The organism is Halomonas sp. SSL-5 (assembly GCF_030708455.1).
Lineage (GTDB): Bacteria > Pseudomonadota > Gammaproteobacteria > Pseudomonadales > Halomonadaceae > Halomonas.
Window position 1 is genome coordinate 16847 of sequence record NZ_JAUYWF010000009.1, and the last position, 16334, is coordinate 33180.

Sequence of the window (16334 nt, forward strand, 5' to 3'; positions counted from 1 at the left end):
CCTCTACTCCGGCTGACGCCGCCTCTTACCGGCTGACGCCGCCTCTTATTCCGGCTGACGCCGACTCTTATTCCGGCTGACGCCGGGACTGGGCCAACAGGCTGTTCAGGCTCGCCGCCTTGGGCTTCACCAGCCAGAAGTGGCGGGTGAAGTCGCCGAAGTCGTCGAGGATCGCGCGACCGCGCGCCGAGTCGGTCTCGGCGACGAACTCCTCGATGACCTCGCGCAGGTGGCGACGGTGGGCTTCCATGGCCTCGGTGTTGACGCGGTGGATCTCCACCAGCTCGTGGTTGTACTTGTCGACGAAGGAGCGATCCTCGTCGAGCACATAGGCGAAACCGCCGGTCATGCCCGCGCCGAAGTTGACCCCGGTCTCGCCGAGCACGGCCACCAGGCCGCCGGTCATGTACTCGCAGCAGTGGTCGCCGGCGCCCTCGATCACCGCGTGGGCGCCGGAGTTGCGCACCCCGAAGCGCTCGCCGGCGGTGCCCGCGGCGAACAGCTTGCCGCCGGTGGCGCCATACAGGCAGGTGTTGCCGACGATCGCCGTCTTGTGGCTCTCGAAGCGGCTACCCCTGGGCGGCGTGATCACCACCTTGCCGCCGTTCATGCCCTTGCCGACGTAGTCGTTGGCGTCGCCCTCCAGGTAGAGCTGCAGGCCGCGGGCATTCCAGACGCCGAAGCTCTGGCCGGCCACGCCGGTGAAGCGTGCGGTGACCGGGGCGTCCTCGAGTCCCGCCTCGCCGTAGCGCTTGGCGATGGCGCCGGAGGTGAGCGCGCCCACGCTGCGATCACAGTTGGTGATGGTGAAGGCGAACTCGCCGCCGCTCTTCTGCTCGATGGCATCGGCCAGCGCCGCCAGCACTTCCTGGTTCTTGGCACCCGGGTCGTGGGGCACGTTGCGGCTCACCTGGCAGAACTGCGGTGCGTCCTCGGGCACGTGGTCGTTGCCGAGCAGCGGGGACAGGTCCAGCTTGCGCTGGGAGGCGGTCACGCCCTCGATCGCCTCGAGCAGGTCGGTGCGGCCGATCAGGTCGGTCAGCTGACGCACGCCGAGCATCGCCATCAGCTCGCGCACCTCCTCGGCGATGAAGCGGAAGTAGTACTTGACCATGTCCACGGTGCCGCGGAAGTGCTCGCCACGCAGGTAATCATCCTGGGTGGCCACGCCGGTGGCGCAGTTGTTGAGGTGGCAGATACGCAGGTACTTGCAGCCCAGCGCCACCATCGGCGCGGTGCCGAAGCCGAAGCTCTCGGCGCCGAGGATCGCCGCCTTGACCACGTCGAGGCCGGTCTTCAGGCCGCCGTCGGTCTGCAGGCGGATCTTGTCGCGCAGGCCATTGATGCGAAGCGCCTGGTGCACCTCGGGCAGGCCCAGCTCCCAGGGAGAGCCGGCGTGCTTGATGGAGGTGATGGGGCTCGCCGCGGTGCCGCCGTCGTAGCCGGAGACGGTGATCAGATCGGCATAAGCCTTGGCCACGCCGGTGGCGATGGTGCCGATACCGGGCTCGGAGACCAGCTTCACCGACACCTGGGCGTCGGGGTTGACCTGCTTGAGGTCGAAGATCAGCTGCGCCAGGTCCTCGATGGAGTAGATGTCGTGGTGCGGCGGCGGCGAGATCAGGGTCACGCCGGGCACCGCGTAGCGCAGCCGGGCGATCAGCTCGTTGACCTTGCCGCCGGGCAGCTGGCCCCCCTCGCCGGGCTTGGCGCCCTGGGCCACCTTGATCTGCAGCACCTCGGCATTGACCAGGTAGGCCGGCGTCACGCCGAAGCGGCCCGAGGCGATCTGCTTGATCTTGGAGGAGCGGATGGTGCCGTAGCGGGCCGGGTCCTCGCCGCCCTCGCCGGAGTTGGAGCGCCCGCCGGACTCGTTCATGGCCTGGGCCAGCGCCTCATGGGCCTCAGGCGACAGCGCGCCCAGCGACATGCCGGCGCTGTCGAAGCGCGGTAGCAGCTCCTCGACCGGCTCCACCTCCTCGAGGGACAGCGGCTCGGCGGCCGGCTTGAGCCTGAGCAGGTCGCGCAGGGTGGCGGGGGCGCGCTCGTTGACCAGCGCCGCGAACTTCTTCCACTTGGCGTAGCTGCCCTCCTGCACCGCCTCCTGCAGCGACTTGACCACGTCGGGGTTGAAGGCGTGGTACTCGTGGCCGTGCACGTACCTGAACAGGCCACCCTGGCTGATGCCCTTGCGCGGGATCCAGGCGTCGCGGGCGAGCAGCTCCTGCTGCAACTGCAGCTCGGTGAAGCCGGTGCCCTGGATGCGCGAGGCCATGCCCGGGAAGCACAGCGCCATCACCTCGTCGTCGAGGCCCACCGCCTCGAACAGCATGGAGCCGCGGTAGGAGGCGAGCGTCGAGATGCCCATCTTGGAGAGGATCTTGAACAGCCCCTTCTGCAGCCCCTTGCGGTAGTTCTCGCGGGCATCGGCAGGGTTGCCCACCAGCTCGCCGGTGCGGTGCATGTCCGCCATCACCTGGTAGGCGAGCCACGGGAAGACCGCGGTGGCGCCGACGCCGAACAGCACCGCCATCTGGTGGGCGTCACGGGCGTAGCCGCTCTCCACCACGATGTTGCAGCGCGGACGCAGGGCCAGCCGACCCAGGTGGTGGTGCACGGCGCCCACCGCCAGGGCGGCGTGGATCGGCAGCTCGCCCTTCTCGAGGTCGGCATCGGAGAGCACCAGGATCACCTTGCCCGCCTGCACCGCCTCCTCGGCCCCGCGGCAGAGCTCGCGCAGCGCCGCCTGCAGGCCATGCCGCTCGGGGTCGTAGGCCATGCGCAGGCGGTGGCTGGCGTAGGCCGGGTCCTCCTGCTCCACCAAGGCGGTGAACTTGCGCGGCGAGAGGACCGGCGTGGTCAGGATGATGCGGTGGGCGTGCTCCGGGGTCGCCTTGAAGACGTTGCGCTCGGCGCCGATGCAGGTCTCCAGCGACATCACGATCGCCTCGCGCAGCGGGTCGATGGCCGGATTGGTGACCTGGGCGAACTTCTGCCGGAAGTAGTCGCTGAGCACCCGCGGCTTGGCGGAGAGCACCGCCATGGGGGTGTCGTCGCCCATGGAGCCCACCGCCTCCTGACCACTCTCGCCCAGCGGGCGCAGCAGCAGGTCGCGCTCCTCGAAGCTGACCTGGAACATCTTCTGGGCCACCGCCAGGGCGTCGGCGTCCATGGTGTGGAAGCTGGCAAGCTCGGTGAGCGCCGACTCCAGATACTGCGCCTCCTGCTTGAGCCAGCGCTTGTAGGGGTAGGCCGACTTGAGGCGCTCATCGATGTCGTCGGTGTGCAGCACCTCGCCGGTCTCGGTGTCCACGGCGAGCACCTGGCCCGGCCCCACGCGGCCCTTGGCCACCACGTCCTCGGGCTGGTAGGCGTAGGTACCGATCTCCGAGGCCAGGGTGATGAAGCCGTTCTTGGTGATCACCCAGCGTGCCGGGCGCAGGCCGTTGCGGTCGAGCATGCACAGCGCCTGGCGGCCATCGGTCATGACCACCCCGGCGGGGCCATCCCAGGGCTCCACGTGCATGGAGTTGTACTCGTAGAAGGCGCGCAGCTCGGCATCCATCAGCTCGACGTTCTGCCAGGCCGGCGGCACCATCATGCGCACCGCGCGATGCAGCTCCATGCCGCCCATCAGCAGCACCTCGAGCATGTTGTCCATGCTCGAGGAGTCGGAGCCCACGGTGTTGACGATCTCGTCGAGCTCGGCGATGTCGGGCAGTCGCTCGCAGGTGAAGTTCTCCTTGCGCGAGTTGGCCCAGCCGCGGTTGGCCTCGATGGTGTTGATCTCGCCGTTGTGGGCCAGCAGCCGGAACGGCTGGGCCAGCGGCCAGCGCGGCGCGGTGTTGGTGGAGAAGCGCTGGTGGAAGACGCAGATCGCCGTCTCCAGGCGCTCGTCGCCGAGGTCGTGGTAGAAGGCCGGCAGGTCCACCGGCATCACCAGCCCCTTGTAGGAGATCACCTGCTCGGAGAGCGAGCAGACGTAGAACTCGGACTCGCTGCTCAGCGCCTGCTCGGCGAGGCGGCGGGCCATGAACAGGTCGACCTCGAAGTGCTCGGGGCTGGTGTTCTTGCCCGGCTCCACGAACAGATGACGGATGCGCGGCAGGCACTCGAGCGCCATGGGACCACAGACACTCGAATCCACCGGCACATCGCGCCAGCCGCGGATCACCAGGCCCCGGGCGCGCAGCTCCCCCTCGAGCACCTCCGCGGCATGGGCGGCTCGAGCGTCGTCGTCGGGCAGGAACACCGCCCCCACCGCATATCGATCGCCCAGGGTGACCGCCAGCGCCTCCTCGGCCATGTCGCGCATGAACGCGTCGGGCAGCTGCAGCAGCAGGCCGCAGCCGTCGCCGGTCTTGCCGTCGGCGGCGATGCCACCACGGTGGGTCATGCAGGTCAGGGATTCGATGGCGGTGCGCAGCAGCTCATGGCTGGGGCGACCCTCCATGTGGGCGATCAGGCCGAACCCGCAGTTGTCGCGGAATTCGCCGGGCTGGTGTAGACCTCTGTTCATTGGCGCGCCTCGGAAAAGTGGTTTTCTTGACAGGAATCTCGTGATATTTTTATCGGTTTTTTATTTCACGGAGACGGCGCGAATCCCGCGCCCACCTGCTTGGCAAAAGGCCGCCCAGCATAGCCAGCGCCTGCGCTGCAGCGCAATGGGACGCCCCCCTCCACCACTCGGAAACCATCGACAAATCCGATAGTTGCCAACGCTCCGCCAAACAAAAAACCCCGCCGCTCAATGACTTGCAGTACGCATAAACGCGCAGCCAACGATTAGGGAAAAGCACTAGACTTTAGTCGCATTTTTGCCAAAGAGGCCATGCCGATAGCGCATAAGGCATGCCAATCGAGCGATTCATGGTCGCTGCCGGTGCCGTTATCAGGAGCATAGACGACGAACGCCCGCACCGAGATGGCGCGGGCGTGACAATCGAATGAAGCATTGGAGAGAGTGGAGCCACACGGGTCGCCGCACCGCTCGAGGCTTTTCGGGCGACAGCCAATGGAAAGCGAGGCCCTGGACTCAGCCGCGGGGGAACTGCTCGAGCAGGGCCTGGAGGGTCTCCAGGGGCGTGGCGTCATCCACGCAGGCGTCGCCCAGGGCGCGCAGCAACACCAGGCGCAGACGGCTGTCGACATTCTTCTTGTCGAGTCGCATGCGCGCCAGGAAGTCCTCTGGCGACATGGCGGCCGGGGCCTCCAGCGGCAGGCCCGCCACCCGCAGGATGGTGCGGACCCGCAGCACATCGCCCTCGCCGAGCCAGCCGAGCCGCGCCGACAGCTCGGCGGCCATCAGCATGCCGGTGCCCACGGCCTCGCCGTGCAGCCAGTTGCCGTACCCCTGATGGGCCTCGATGGCGTGCCCGAAGGTGTGCCCCAGGTTGAGTAGCGCGCGCACGCCCTGCTCGGTCTCGTCCTCGGCGACGATCTCGGCCTTGAGCGCACAGCTGCGCTGGATGGCGCGGGCCAGGGCGGCCGGCTCCAGGTCGCGCAGCGCGGGCAGCGACCGCTCCAGCCAGGCGAGGAAGTCGGCGTCGCGGATCAGGCCGTACTTGATCACCTCGGCCAGGCCGGCGGAGAGCTCGCGGGGCGGCAGCGTGTCGAGGGTGTCGGTGTCGATCAGCACCGCCCGGGGCTGCCAGAAGGCACCGATCATGTTCTTGCCCAGCGGATGGTTGACCCCGGTCTTGCCGCCCACCGAGGAGTCCACCTGGGCCAGCAGGGTGGTGGGCACCTGGATAAAGGCCACGCCGCGCTGGTAGCAGGCCGCGGCGAAGCCCACCATGTCACCGATCACCCCGCCGCCCAGGGCCACCAGGGTGCAGCGGCGATTGAAGCCCGCCTCGAGCAGGGCATCCCAGATGCGCGAGACATGCGCGAGATTCTTGGTGGCCTCGCCGTCGGGCAGCACCAGCTCGCGCACTTCGGCGTCGGCCGGCAGGGCGCTGCGGCATTGGGCAAGGTAGAGCGGCGCCACCGTCTCGTTGGTGACGATCATCACCTGGCGACCGGCCAGCCAGGGCGCCAGGGCCCCGGGCTCACGGAGCAGGCCGGGGCCGATGTGGATGGGATAGCTGCGATCGCCCAGCGCCACCTCGAGGGTGTGCGGGCCGGAGAGGGTCTGGGTCATGGTTCAGGCCTTGGCTTGCAGGGGGTCGACCAGCCGTGTCACGCGGCGGACGATGTCGTTGACCACCGCACGCGGGCCGCGGCGATCGGTGCGCACCGTGAGGTCGGCGGTGGCACGGTAGAGCGGGTCGCGCACGCCGAACATCTCGCGCAGCACCGCCTCCTTGTCGGGGCGCTGCAGCAACGGCCGGTTGCGGTCCTTGGCGGTACGCTTGAGCTGCTGCTCCACCGTGGTGAAGAGGTAGATGACGGTGCCCCGCTCGCGCAGCATGCGGCGATTCTCCTCGCGCAGCACGGCGCCGCCGCCGGTGGCGATCACCACGCCCTCGCGATGGGTCAGCTCGTCGATCATCTGGGTCTCGCGGTCGCGGAAACCCGCCTCGCCCTCGACGTCGAAGATCCACGGGATATCGGCGCCGCAGCGCGCCTGGATCTCATGATCGGTATCCAGGAAGTCGCGAGAAAGTTCGGCCGCCAGGAGGCGGCCGATGGTGCTCTTGCCGGCCCCCATGGGGCCGATCAGTATCAGGTTGGGTAGTGCCAGCATCAGCGAAGGGCCACACCGTCGTCCAGGATTCGAGGGGTAATGAATACCAACAACTCTACCTTGTCGTTGCTCTCCTGGGTATAGCGGAAGAGGTTGCCGAGCACCGGGATATCACCCAGGAAGGGCGTCTTGACCAGGTTCTGCAGTTCCTCGGTCTGCAGTATGCCGCCCAGCACCACGGTCTGACCATTGTCCACCAGCACCTGGGTCTCGATCTCGTTCTTGTTGATCGGAGGCTCCTCGCCGGGGTTGAACTCGCCGAAGGTGTCATTGGTGATCGCCACATCCATGATGATGCGATTATCCGGGGTGATCTGGGGCGTCACCTCCAGGGAGAGCACCGCCTCCTTGAAATCCACCGCCGAGGCGCCGCTGGCCGCCGCCTCGCGATAGGCCCGCTCCTGCCCCTGCTTGATCACCGCGGTGGTCTGGTTAGCGGTAATCACCCGCGGCTGGGAGATGGTATAGCTCTTGCCATCGCTCTCCATGGCGCGCAGCTCCAGGTCGAGCAGCACATCGCCGGAGAGGTAGCCGAAGGCGAAACTGGTCATGCCGCCGACGCCACGGTCGGTCGAACCGAAATCTACCGCCAGTCCGCCAAGCCCGGAAATGGGGGTCCCATCCGAGGCACCACCAAGATCCAGGCGACCGCCGACGCGGCGATCCGGCGAGGAGGCCCCCCAGTTGACGCCCAGCTCGCGCGAGGCCGTCTGACCGGCGATGACGATACGCGCCTCGATCTGCACCTGGCGCACCGCAACGTCGAGGCGCTCCAGGGTATCCATGATGCTATCGATCTGGTCGGCGGTATCCTGGATCAACAGGGTATTGGTCCGCGGGTCCACCGCCACCTTGCCGCGCTCGGTCAGCAGGCCGAAGCCTGACTGGCCGCCACCGCGCAGCAGGGCGGCGATATCATTCGCCTTGGCGTACTTGACCTCGATGTATTCGGTCTCCAGCGGCGCCAGGGTCTCGAGCTGCTCGCGGGTCTGCAGTTCGAGCTGTTCCCGCTGGGCGAGCTCGGCGGCGGGCGCCACCACGATGACATTGCCGTCCTGGCGGCTGGCCAGGCCGTGGCTCTTGAGCACCAGGTCCAGCGCCTGGTCCCAGGGCACATCCTCGAGATTCAGGGTCACGCGACCCTGCACGCTGTCGCTGGCCACCAGGTTGAGGCCGGTGAAGTCGGCGATGATCGCCAGCACCGAGCGCACCTCGATATCCTGAAAGTTCAGCGTGATGCGCTCGCCGGTGTAGGGGAACTGCTCGCGCACCCGCTGCTCCTGCTGCTGGCGGGTGACCGGCTGGGCCTCGATGGTCAGCTGGCGGCCGCTCTGGGTGGAGACCATGGCGTAGTCGCCGCTGCCCTGGATATCGAGGGTCACGCCGTTGCGCCCTACCCGCGGGGTCACGCGCTGCAGCGGGGTGCCGAAATCGCTGACGTCGTAGACCTGGTCCAGGGAGGTGGGCAGGTCGACGTCCATCAGTTCGGCGGTGATGCGGTTGCGGCCACTCTCGCGCACCCGGGCATCGACGCCGGCGCGGTCGAAGGTGACGACCAGTCGACCGGCACCATCGCTGCCGCGGCGGAAGTCGATATCCTCGACGCTGGGGCCGCTGCTGACCGGCTGGCGCGGGGCCGGCTCGGACCGCGCGGCGGCTGACGTGGCGCTGGCCGTCGGGGTGGTGGAAGGGCTGGCGGCACGGGCGGCCACGCCGGTATCGGCGGCACCACCGCCGATGGCCAGGCGCAGGCGGTCGCCCTGCTCGCGAGTGTTGTAGGGCAGCGGCCCCTCGAGGTCGAATACCAGGCGGGTGCGCGAGCCGGCCTCCAGGGCGGTGACCTGCTGAACGCCGCCGATGCCCAGTGAGTAGCTGCGGCGATCGAGGCGGTTGTCGGTCTCCATCAGGTCGATGGTCAGCCGCGCCGGGTCATCGATTCGATACCCCCGCACCTCGGGCACCGAGCCGGCGAAGTCGAGATCGACCTCGAGCTCACCGCTGGCACCCTGCCGGAAGTCGAGGCCCTCGAGCGTCGAGGCCGCCAGGGCGGTTCCCGACACCGCCAGCATGGCGAGCAATACCGCGGCACGCTTGATGATGAGTGATCGCATGGTTCCCTTCCCCCCGCTTGACGCCGTTCCCCTGGAACGGCGATAGGCTTGCTGTGCTATTCGCTTTTTATGACTGGCCGTGGACCGTTTCCGGGCCAACCTGCCGTGTGTCAGGCGCCATCCTGGTCATTGAGCTCGAGGCGCGTGGTGCGCTCGATCCAGCCGCCACGCCCGGTCGGCACTACCTCGATCAGCTGCACCGTGGACGAGGTGATGCTGACGATGCGGCCGAAGTCGCTCCCCATATGGTTGCCGACCCGCAGCCGATGGACCTGGCCATCCGGTGCACGTACCAGCGCCGAGGGTTGGCCGCTCTGGGTGAGGGTGCCCACCAGCCGCAATTCGCTGAGCTTGTAGGCCTCCAGCGTCTCCCTCTCGCGAGCCAGGTCGGGCGCCAGCTCCACGGAGCCCTGGGCCTGCTGCTCCGCCTCGGGCAGCCGCGGCACGAAGGGGCTGCGCAGGTCGGCCTCATCGTAGGGGACCGGTGCGTAGTCGGGTATCTCCGGCAGCTCCACAACGGGCGTCGGGCCAGGGTTGCTGCGGATATCGGCCAGGTCGCGATCGAGGCTGGCCAACTGCGGGTCGGCACAGCCGGCGATCAGCGCCAGGCCGGCCACGGCGAGGAACGCTTTCTGCCAGGCCATCATGAGCCGCCCTCCCCACTCTGCCGATAGCTGTAGGTGCGCGCCAGCATGGAGAGGCGCAGGTTCTGGCCATCTCCCCCCTCCGGCACCAGGGTCATGTCGTGCAGGGTGACGATGCGTGGCAGCCCGGCCACCCCGGCCAGGAAGGCCGCGATGCGGTGATAGTCGCCGCGCACCTGGATATCGAAGGGCTGCTCGACGTAGTGCTCCCGCGCCGCGGTGCCGCGCAGGCGGATGTAATCGATGGTCAGCTGATTGTCGAGGGCGGTCTCGGTGATGTCGTCGATCAGCGCCGGAATCTCGGCACCGCTGGGCAGCATCTCGCGCAGCGTGTCCATGCGTGCCTCGAGCACGCCCATCTGCTCGCGCATGGCCTCGAGGTTGGCGGCCTGGGCCGCCTTGCTGCGGTAGTCGCGGATCAGCTGCGGCTCTTCGGCCCTGACCTGATCGAGCTGCTCCTTGGCGGGGCCGGCCAGGTACCAGTGCATGCCGAAGAAGGTCACGCCCAGCAGCACCAGGCAGAGCAGCAGCTGTAGCGACCAGGGCCAGATCCCGGCCTCCTTGATATCCAGTTCGCGCCAGTCCAGCTCACGCAGGCGGCGCATCTCGGCGTTGAGACTCATGACCCCTCCTCCTCGGCTTCGCCTTGCGGTGCCTGGGCGGGCGTTTCGGGCATGCGCTGGCTCATGCTGAGGCTGAAGCTTCTGCGCTCTCCGCCTCCCTCGGCTTCCACCTCGGAGAGCACCGGCTCGGTGAAGGAGACCGCTGCCGCCAATCGACGCAGCTGGTCGGAGACCTGGCCGTTATCCTCGGCCCGGCCGGAGAGGCGCAGGCTGTCGCCCTGGCGATTGAGTTGGGTGTAATGCACGCCCTCCTCGAGGCTGGTGGTGAGGTCGCTCATCACGTGTACCGTCTGGGTGCGCCCGTTCTGCAACTCGGTAAAGACCCGCACCTGCTCGAGCATCTGCTCACGGATCTGCTCGAGCTCGCTGATCTCGCGAATGGCGGAGTCCAGCTGGCGGCTCTGGGCCTCGATATGGGCATTGCGCTGGCGCTGGGCCTCGGCCTCCTGTTCGTAGTACCAGGTCATGCCGTAGCCGCCACCGAGCCCGAGCAGCGCCGCCAGCCCCAGGGCCACATAGAAACGCTTGCTGCGTCGGGCGCGCTGCTCCTCTCGCCACGGCAGCAGGTTGATCTCGATGGTCATGGGCGCACCCTCATTGCCAGGCCGCAGGCCGTGAGCATCGCCGGCGCATCGCCGGAGAGGGTCTGCACGTCGATGCGGTTGTTGACCTTCATGCGCGCCAGGGGGTTGGCGATGGAGACCTCCATGCCGCTCTCCTGGGCCAGGCGCTCGGCCAGCCCCGGGAGCACGCTGGAGCCACCGGCCAGCACCATGTGACGCACCTCCTGCTTGCGTCCGGCGGTGTAGTAGAGCTGCAGCGAGCGCCCCACCTGCTGGACCAGGGTGTCGAGAAAGGGGTCGAGGACACTGCGCTGGTAGTCATCCGGCAGGCCGCCACGCTTCTTGGCCAGGCCCGCCTCGTCGTAGCTCAGCCCGTAGCGATTGCGGATCTCCTCGGTGAGCTGCCGGCCGCCGAACACGGTATCGCGGCTGTAGACGACGCGACCCTGACGCAGCACATGGAAGGTATTCATGGTGGCACCGATATCGACCAGCGCCACGCAATCCTCCTCGCCACTGAGCGCCGGCAGCTGGTGGCGCACCTCGGTGAAGGCACGCTCCATGGCGAAGGTCTCGACATCCACCGCCGCCGGCGTCAGGCCGGATTGCATCACGGCATCGGTCAGCTGGCTGACGTCCTGCTGCCGACAGGCCACCAGCAGCACGTCCTGCTGGTCGGCGTAGCGGGCGTTGAGCCCCAGGCGCTGGAAGTCGAAGGCGACCTCACTGAACGGAAAGGGAATGTGCTTGTCTGAATCGAGCTGGATGCGCGATTCGATCTCGTCGTCGCTGAGCGACGCCGGCAGCGTGAGGGTCTTGGTGATCGCCGCGCTGGCGGGCACCGACACCACCGCCTGGCGGCTGTGCGGCTTGGCCTGCTGAACGGCTCGGGTCAGGGCATCGACGACCTCGCCCATGTCCTGGATGCGCCGCTCGACCACCGCGCCCTCGCGCAGCGGCCTGACGGCATAGCTCTCCACCTGATAAGTGGCGCCAGCTCGCCGGAGTTCCACTAGCTTGACCGTGGCCGAGGTGATGTCGACGCCGATCAGTCCCTTGCTGGATGCCATCAATCGCATCTCGGTCCTGCCCCTGCTGTCTCGTGCGGGCTATCGGTTGCGGCTTGCCCGCCTTGTCATGGCGCCTGCCTTACGAATGTCGGCAGGTCTCGATTGTTGTTCCCATCCTGTAGCATGAGGTTACATGATCTTGCCAATGGTCACACGGTAAACCTTGGGCTTGCACCGTCAACGCTGGTGACCCCCGCCCCGGCTTCCTATAATGGCCGCGCAACCGGATCTCTCGTCATCGCATCACAACCGCTCCAGTTCCCTGCATGGACACCGCCACTTCATGACGTTTATCAGAACCCTGCTCTTCTCCCTGGCCTGGCTCATGGTCTCTCTGATCGCCGCGGCCGGGCTCGGCGTGGTGGGCGCCGCCCTCTATTTCGCCCCCGGGCTGCCCGACGTGCGCCAGCTCCAGGACTTCGAGCTGCACTCCCCGCTGCGCATCTATACCCGCGACGGCAAGCTGATCGGTGAATACGGCGAGGAGCGGCGCCTGCCGGTCGACCATGCCGAGATCCCCGAGCCCTTCATCAAGGCGCTGCTGGCCGCAGAGGACGACCGCTTCTACGAACATCGCGGCGTCGACCCCATGGGGCTGCTGCGCGCGGCCGGCGAACTGGTCGCCAGCGGCGGCGAGATCCAGTCCGGCGGCTCCACCATCACCATGCAGGTGGCGCGCAACTACCTGCTGACCCTGGACCGCACCTTCACCCGCAAGATTCGCGAGATCCTGCTCGCCCTGCAGATGGAACAGGTGCTCAGCAAGGAGGAGATCCTCGAGCTCTACGTCAACAAGATCTTCCTCGGCCACCGCGCCTATGGCATCGCCGCCGCCGCCGAGATCTACTACGACCGCCCGCTTGCCGAGCTGACCCTGGCCGAGACGGCGATGATCGCCGGCCTGCCCAAGGCACCCTCCAGCTTCAACCCGCTGACCAACCCCGAGCGCGCGCTGATCCGCCGCAACTGGATCCTGTTCCGCATGCGCGACCTGGGGCATATCGATCAGGCCACCTATGACGAGGCCGTGCAGGCGCCGATCACCGCCGAGCGCCACGTGGCCCAGGCCGAGGTGGATGCCGACTACGTCGCCGAGATGGCCCGCCAGTATGCCGTGGACCGCTTCGGCGAGAGCGAGGCCTACACCGGCGGCTACAACATCACTACCACCCTGGACAGCGAGCTCCAGCCCATGGCGCGTCGCGCCCTGGCCCGTGGCCTGGTCGACTACGACACCCGCCACGGCTGGCGCGGCCCGGAGGAGCAGGAGCTGCCGCAAAGCCTGGCCGAGGCCCAGGACCGCACCGAACGCAGCGGCCTGGAGGAGGAGCTCGACGAATCGCCCGAGGTGCTGGAGACCGCCCGGCGCGCCGCCGAACGCAGCGAGACCCGGGTCGAGGGCATCGACGGCGACGTCAGCAACTGGGCGCAGGTGCTGGAGCGCACCCCGCGCTACGGCCTGCTTCACCCGGCCATCGTGGTGGCGAGTGAAGGCCGCCAGATGCGCGTGTTGATGCGCGACGGCGAGCTGGGCACCATCGAGTGGGATGGCCTCTCCTGGGCCCGCGAGTACCGCAACGCCCAGTACCGCGGCCCGGAGCCCGGTTCGGCGGCCGAGATCGCCGGCCGCGGCGACCTGGTGCGGGTAATGGAGCGGGAGGACGGCAGCCTGCGCCTGGCCCAGCGCCCCGACGCCGAGGGCTCGCTGGTGGTGATGCACCCCGAGACCGGGGCCATCCTCGCCCTGCAGGGCGGCTTCGACTTCAACGCCAGCAAGTTCAACCGCGCCGTGCAGGCCCAGCGCCAGTCGGGCTCCATCTTCAAGCCCTTCATCTACCTGGCGGCGCTCGAGAGCGGCAGGATGAACGCCGCCAGCGTGGTCAACGATGCCCCCGTGGTGATCAACGACGGCAGCAACGAGCTGTGGCGTCCGGTCAACTCCAGCGGTGACTTCCTGGGCCCCATGCGCCTGCGCAACGCCCTGGCCCGCTCGCGCAACCTGGTCACCATCCGCGTGCTGCGCGAGGTGGGCCTGAACGAGACCATCGGCTTCCTCGAGGGCTTCGGGTTCGAGGAGGCGCGCCTGCCCAACGGCCTCTCCCTGGCACTGGGCAGTGCCAGCCTGACGCCATTGGAGATGACCAACGCCTATGCGGTACTGGCCAACGGCGGCTTCAAGGTCTCCCCCTGGTTCGTCGAGCGCGTCGCCAAGGGCGAGACGGTCGTGGAAGAGGCCAGCCCCGCCGTCGCCTGTCGCGACTGCGCCCCGGGGCAGGAGCAGGTCACCATCGGTGACAAGCGCTATCCGGTCGCCGCCCGGGTGGTGGACCCCATCAACCTCTATATCCTGCGCGACATGCTGCGCGACGTGATCGAGAACGGCACCGGGCGCCGCGCCCTGGAGCTGGGCCGCGAGGATATCGTCGGCAAGACCGGCACCACCAACGGCCAGCGCGACACCTGGTTCGCCGGCTTCAACAGCAACCTGGTGGCCACGGTCTGGCTGGGCAAGGACGACAACACCACCACCGCCGAGTACGGTGCCAGCGCCGCCCTGCCGATCTGGATGACCTTCATGGGCGAGGCCCTGGAGGGACAGCCCCCGGCGATGCCCGAACCGCCCGCCGGCCTGGTCACCGCCCAGGTCGACCCCGATACCGGCAGGCGCCTGTCGAGTGGGGGCATCAGCGAGATCTTCCACCCCGACCACCTGCCCAGTGCCCAGCCGCGGCGCGTGGAGCGCGAGGTGGAACAGCAGAGCGGCTCCCAGGGGACGGGCGCCTACGAGGCGATCTTCTAGGCGGCGACCCGCCAGGAGGCAGCACCACAACGAGATCGGGGCCCAGCTGGGCCCCGATCTCGTTCTATCCGGTTTGCTCGACGCTCGGCATCAGCCGCCGTAGACGTCGTCGACGGTCTTGAGCGGGTAATGGGACGGATAGGGCTTGCGCGCCACCCCGGAGTCCACGGCGGCCTGGGCCACCGCGGAGGTCACGCGGTCCAGCAGACGCACGTCGACCGGCGTGGGAATGATGTAGTCACGACCGAAGCTCATGCTCTCCATCTCGTAGGCCTCGAGCACCTCGCTGGGCACCGGTTCCCGGGCCAGGTCCTTGAGGGCGTGCACCGCGGCCACCTTCATCTCCTCGTTGATGCGCGTGGCACGCACGTCCAGGGCGCCGCGGAAGATGAACGGGAAGCACAACACGTTGTTGACCTGGTTGGGATAGTCCGAACGCCCGGTCGCCATGATCACGTCATCGCGGGTCTCGTGAGCGAGCTCCGGATGAATCTCCGGATCCGGGTTGGAGCAGGCGAATACCACCGGGTTGGGGGCCATCTTCTTGAGCTGCTCGGGAGAAAGCAGGTTGGGACCGGACAGGCCCAGGAACACGTCGGCGCCGTCGATGGCGTCGCCCAGGGTACGCTTGTCGGTGTCCACGGCGAACATCGCCTTGTACTGATTGAGATCCTCACGCCCGCTGTGGATCACTCCCTTGCGGTCAAGCATGTAGATGTTCTCGGCACGCGCGCCGCAGCTGACCAGCAGCTTCATGCAGGCGATGGCGGCAGAACCGGCGCCCAGGCAGACGATCTTCGCCTCCTCGACCGACTTCCCGGCGATGGCCAGGGCATTGAGCGTGCCCGCCGTGGTGACGATGGCGGTGCCGTGCTGGTCGTCATGGAACACCGGGATGCTGCACTGCTCGATGAGCGCCTGCTCGATCTCGAAGCACTCGGGGGCCTTGATGTCCTCGAGGTTGATGCCACCCCAGGTATCGGCGATGCGCGCCACGGTATCGATGAAGGCCTGGGGACTCTCGGCGTTGACCTCGATATCGACGGCATTGATCCCGGCGAAGCGCTTGAACAGCACCCCCTTGCCTTCCATGACCGGCTTGCTGGCCAGCGGCCCCAGGTTGCCCAGGCCGAGGATGGCGGTGCCGTCGGAGATCACCGCCACCAGGTTGCCCTTGCCGGTGTAGCGATAGGCGTTCTCGGGGTCGCGGGCGATCTCGCGTACCGGCTCGGCCACACCAGGGCTATAGGCCAGGGCCAGATCCCTGGCGGTGGCGGTGGGCTTGGTGAGCTCGATAGAGAGCTTTCCGGGAATGGGCTTGGCGTGATAGTCCAGCGCTGCCTGTCTTGCGTCAGTCATGCTTGTGTCCGCTTGGGTAGAGTCGTGATCCAGAGTATAGAAAAAGCTTCCATATCTTTACAGCACCATGCGTGATGACCGATCGGCGTTCATTGGGCGCCATTGTCGACATTATTCCGGCCAGATACGCAAGAACCCGCCCAGGGGGCGGGTTCTCGGCACGCACGGCGTAGAGCCGCAACGCGATCAGCGCTTGAGCGCGGCGCCGAAGCGCTTGTTGAAGCGCTCGACACGACCACCGGTGGTCGCCTGCTTCTGCTTGCCGGTATAGAAGGGGTGACACTGGGAGCAGACGTCCAGCTCCAGGTCGTGGCCGGCGGTGGAGCCGACCTCGAAAGTGGCACCGCAGGAGCAGGTGGCGTTGATCGCCTTGTATTCGGGGTGGATACCTTGTTTCATCTTGAGCCTCGTTGCGCTGTATGCCGCCACCTGATCCGCTGCCAGGCACCGCATACGGTTGTCTATCGGTTGCCGGG

General features: G+C 67.7%; 11 protein-coding genes. 1 reads left to right on the forward strand and 10 read right to left on the reverse strand.

Annotated features, from left to right (window positions below):
- Positions 1-67: 67 nt before the first annotated feature.
- The 8 genes from gltB to pilM form a co-directional block, all read right to left on the reverse strand.
- Entirely contained in the window at positions 68-4519 is a 4452-nt protein-coding gene (gene gltB, locus RAN53_RS11595) for a glutamate synthase large subunit (RefSeq protein WP_305796973.1), read from the reverse strand.
- Between the two features lie 516 nt (positions 4520-5035).
- A complete protein-coding gene (gene aroB / locus RAN53_RS11600; protein ID WP_305796974.1) occupies positions 5036-6142 on the reverse strand; it encodes a 3-dehydroquinate synthase in 1107 nt (368 codons plus the stop codon).
- Between the two features lie 3 nt (positions 6143-6145).
- On the reverse strand, positions 6146-6688 hold the full coding sequence (gene aroK / locus RAN53_RS11605; protein ID WP_305796975.1) for a shikimate kinase AroK: 543 nt from the start codon (positions 6686-6688) through the stop codon (positions 6146-6148).
- Complete coding sequence (gene pilQ, locus RAN53_RS11610) at positions 6688-8799, reverse strand: type IV pilus secretin PilQ (RefSeq protein ID WP_305796977.1); 2112 nt, start codon at positions 8797-8799, stop codon at positions 6688-6690. Before pilQ ends, aroK begins: the two co-directional genes overlap by 1 nt.
- A 110-nt stretch (positions 8800-8909) precedes the next feature.
- Positions 8910-9443: a pilus assembly protein PilP gene (locus tag RAN53_RS11615; RefSeq protein WP_305796978.1), complete on the reverse strand. Its 534-nt coding sequence runs from the start codon at positions 9441-9443 to the stop codon at positions 8910-8912.
- Positions 9443-10066 (reverse strand): type 4a pilus biogenesis protein PilO, encoded by a 624-nt coding sequence (locus tag RAN53_RS11620; protein ID WP_305796979.1) that lies wholly within the window; start codon positions 10064-10066, stop codon positions 9443-9445. Before RAN53_RS11620 ends, RAN53_RS11615 begins: the two co-directional genes overlap by 1 nt.
- The gene (locus RAN53_RS11625) at positions 10063-10650 is read right to left on the reverse strand and encodes a PilN domain-containing protein (RefSeq protein ID WP_305796980.1); all 588 of its coding nucleotides are present in this window, start codon (positions 10648-10650) and stop codon (positions 10063-10065) included. Before RAN53_RS11625 ends, RAN53_RS11620 begins: the two co-directional genes overlap by 4 nt.
- Positions 10647-11708, reverse strand: a complete 1062-nt coding sequence (pilM, locus tag RAN53_RS11630; RefSeq protein ID WP_305796981.1) for a type IV pilus assembly protein PilM — start codon at positions 11706-11708, stop codon at positions 10647-10649. Before pilM ends, RAN53_RS11625 begins: the two co-directional genes overlap by 4 nt.
- A gap of 274 nt (positions 11709-11982) precedes the next feature.
- Between pilM and RAN53_RS11635 the strand changes: the two genes are divergently transcribed.
- Positions 11983-14499 carry a penicillin-binding protein 1A gene (locus RAN53_RS11635; RefSeq protein WP_305796982.1) on the forward strand — a complete coding sequence of 839 codons (2517 nt, stop codon included), beginning with the start codon at positions 11983-11985 and terminating at the stop codon, positions 14497-14499.
- A gap of 90 nt (positions 14500-14589) precedes the next feature.
- Here the strand turns inward: RAN53_RS11635 and RAN53_RS11640 are convergent, their stop codons facing one another.
- On the reverse strand, positions 14590-15858 hold the full coding sequence (locus tag RAN53_RS11640) for a malic enzyme-like NAD(P)-binding protein (RefSeq protein ID WP_305796983.1): 1269 nt from the start codon (positions 15856-15858) through the stop codon (positions 14590-14592).
- A 186-nt stretch (positions 15859-16044) separates the two neighbouring features.
- Complete coding sequence (gene rpmE, locus RAN53_RS11645; RefSeq protein ID WP_305796984.1) at positions 16045-16257, reverse strand: 50S ribosomal protein L31; 213 nt, start codon at positions 16255-16257, stop codon at positions 16045-16047.
- Between the last annotated feature and the right edge of the window lie 77 nt (positions 16258-16334).

What these genes read in the sequence shown, in the direction of transcription:
- gltB (WP_305796973.1), bottom strand. Translation starts at nt 4,519, where the DNA reads ATGAACAGAGGTCTACACCAGCCCGGCGAATTCCGCGACAACTGCGGG.
- aroB (WP_305796974.1), bottom strand. Translation starts at nt 6,142, where the DNA reads ATGACCCAGACCCTCTCCGGCCCGCACACCCTCGAGGTGGCGCTGGGC.
- aroK (WP_305796975.1), bottom strand. Translation starts at nt 6,688, where the DNA reads ATGCTGGCACTACCCAACCTGATACTGATCGGCCCCATGGGGGCCGGC.
- pilQ (WP_305796977.1), bottom strand. Translation starts at nt 8,799, where the DNA reads ATGCGATCACTCATCATCAAGCGTGCCGCGGTATTGCTCGCCATGCTG.
- RAN53_RS11615 (WP_305796978.1), bottom strand. Translation starts at nt 9,443, where the DNA reads ATGGCCTGGCAGAAAGCGTTCCTCGCCGTGGCCGGCCTGGCGCTGATC.
- RAN53_RS11620 (WP_305796979.1), bottom strand. Translation starts at nt 10,066, where the DNA reads ATGAGTCTCAACGCCGAGATGCGCCGCCTGCGTGAGCTGGACTGGCGC.
- RAN53_RS11625 (WP_305796980.1), bottom strand. Translation starts at nt 10,650, where the DNA reads ATGACCATCGAGATCAACCTGCTGCCGTGGCGAGAGGAGCAGCGCGCC.
- pilM (WP_305796981.1), bottom strand. Translation starts at nt 11,708, where the DNA reads ATGCGATTGATGGCATCCAGCAAGGGACTGATCGGCGTCGACATCACC.
- RAN53_RS11635 (WP_305796982.1), top strand. Translation starts at nt 11,983, where the DNA reads ATGACGTTTATCAGAACCCTGCTCTTCTCCCTGGCCTGGCTCATGGTC.
- RAN53_RS11640 (WP_305796983.1), bottom strand. Translation starts at nt 15,858, where the DNA reads ATGACTGACGCAAGACAGGCAGCGCTGGACTATCACGCCAAGCCCATT.
- rpmE (WP_305796984.1), bottom strand. Translation starts at nt 16,257, where the DNA reads ATGAAACAAGGTATCCACCCCGAATACAAGGCGATCAACGCCACCTGC.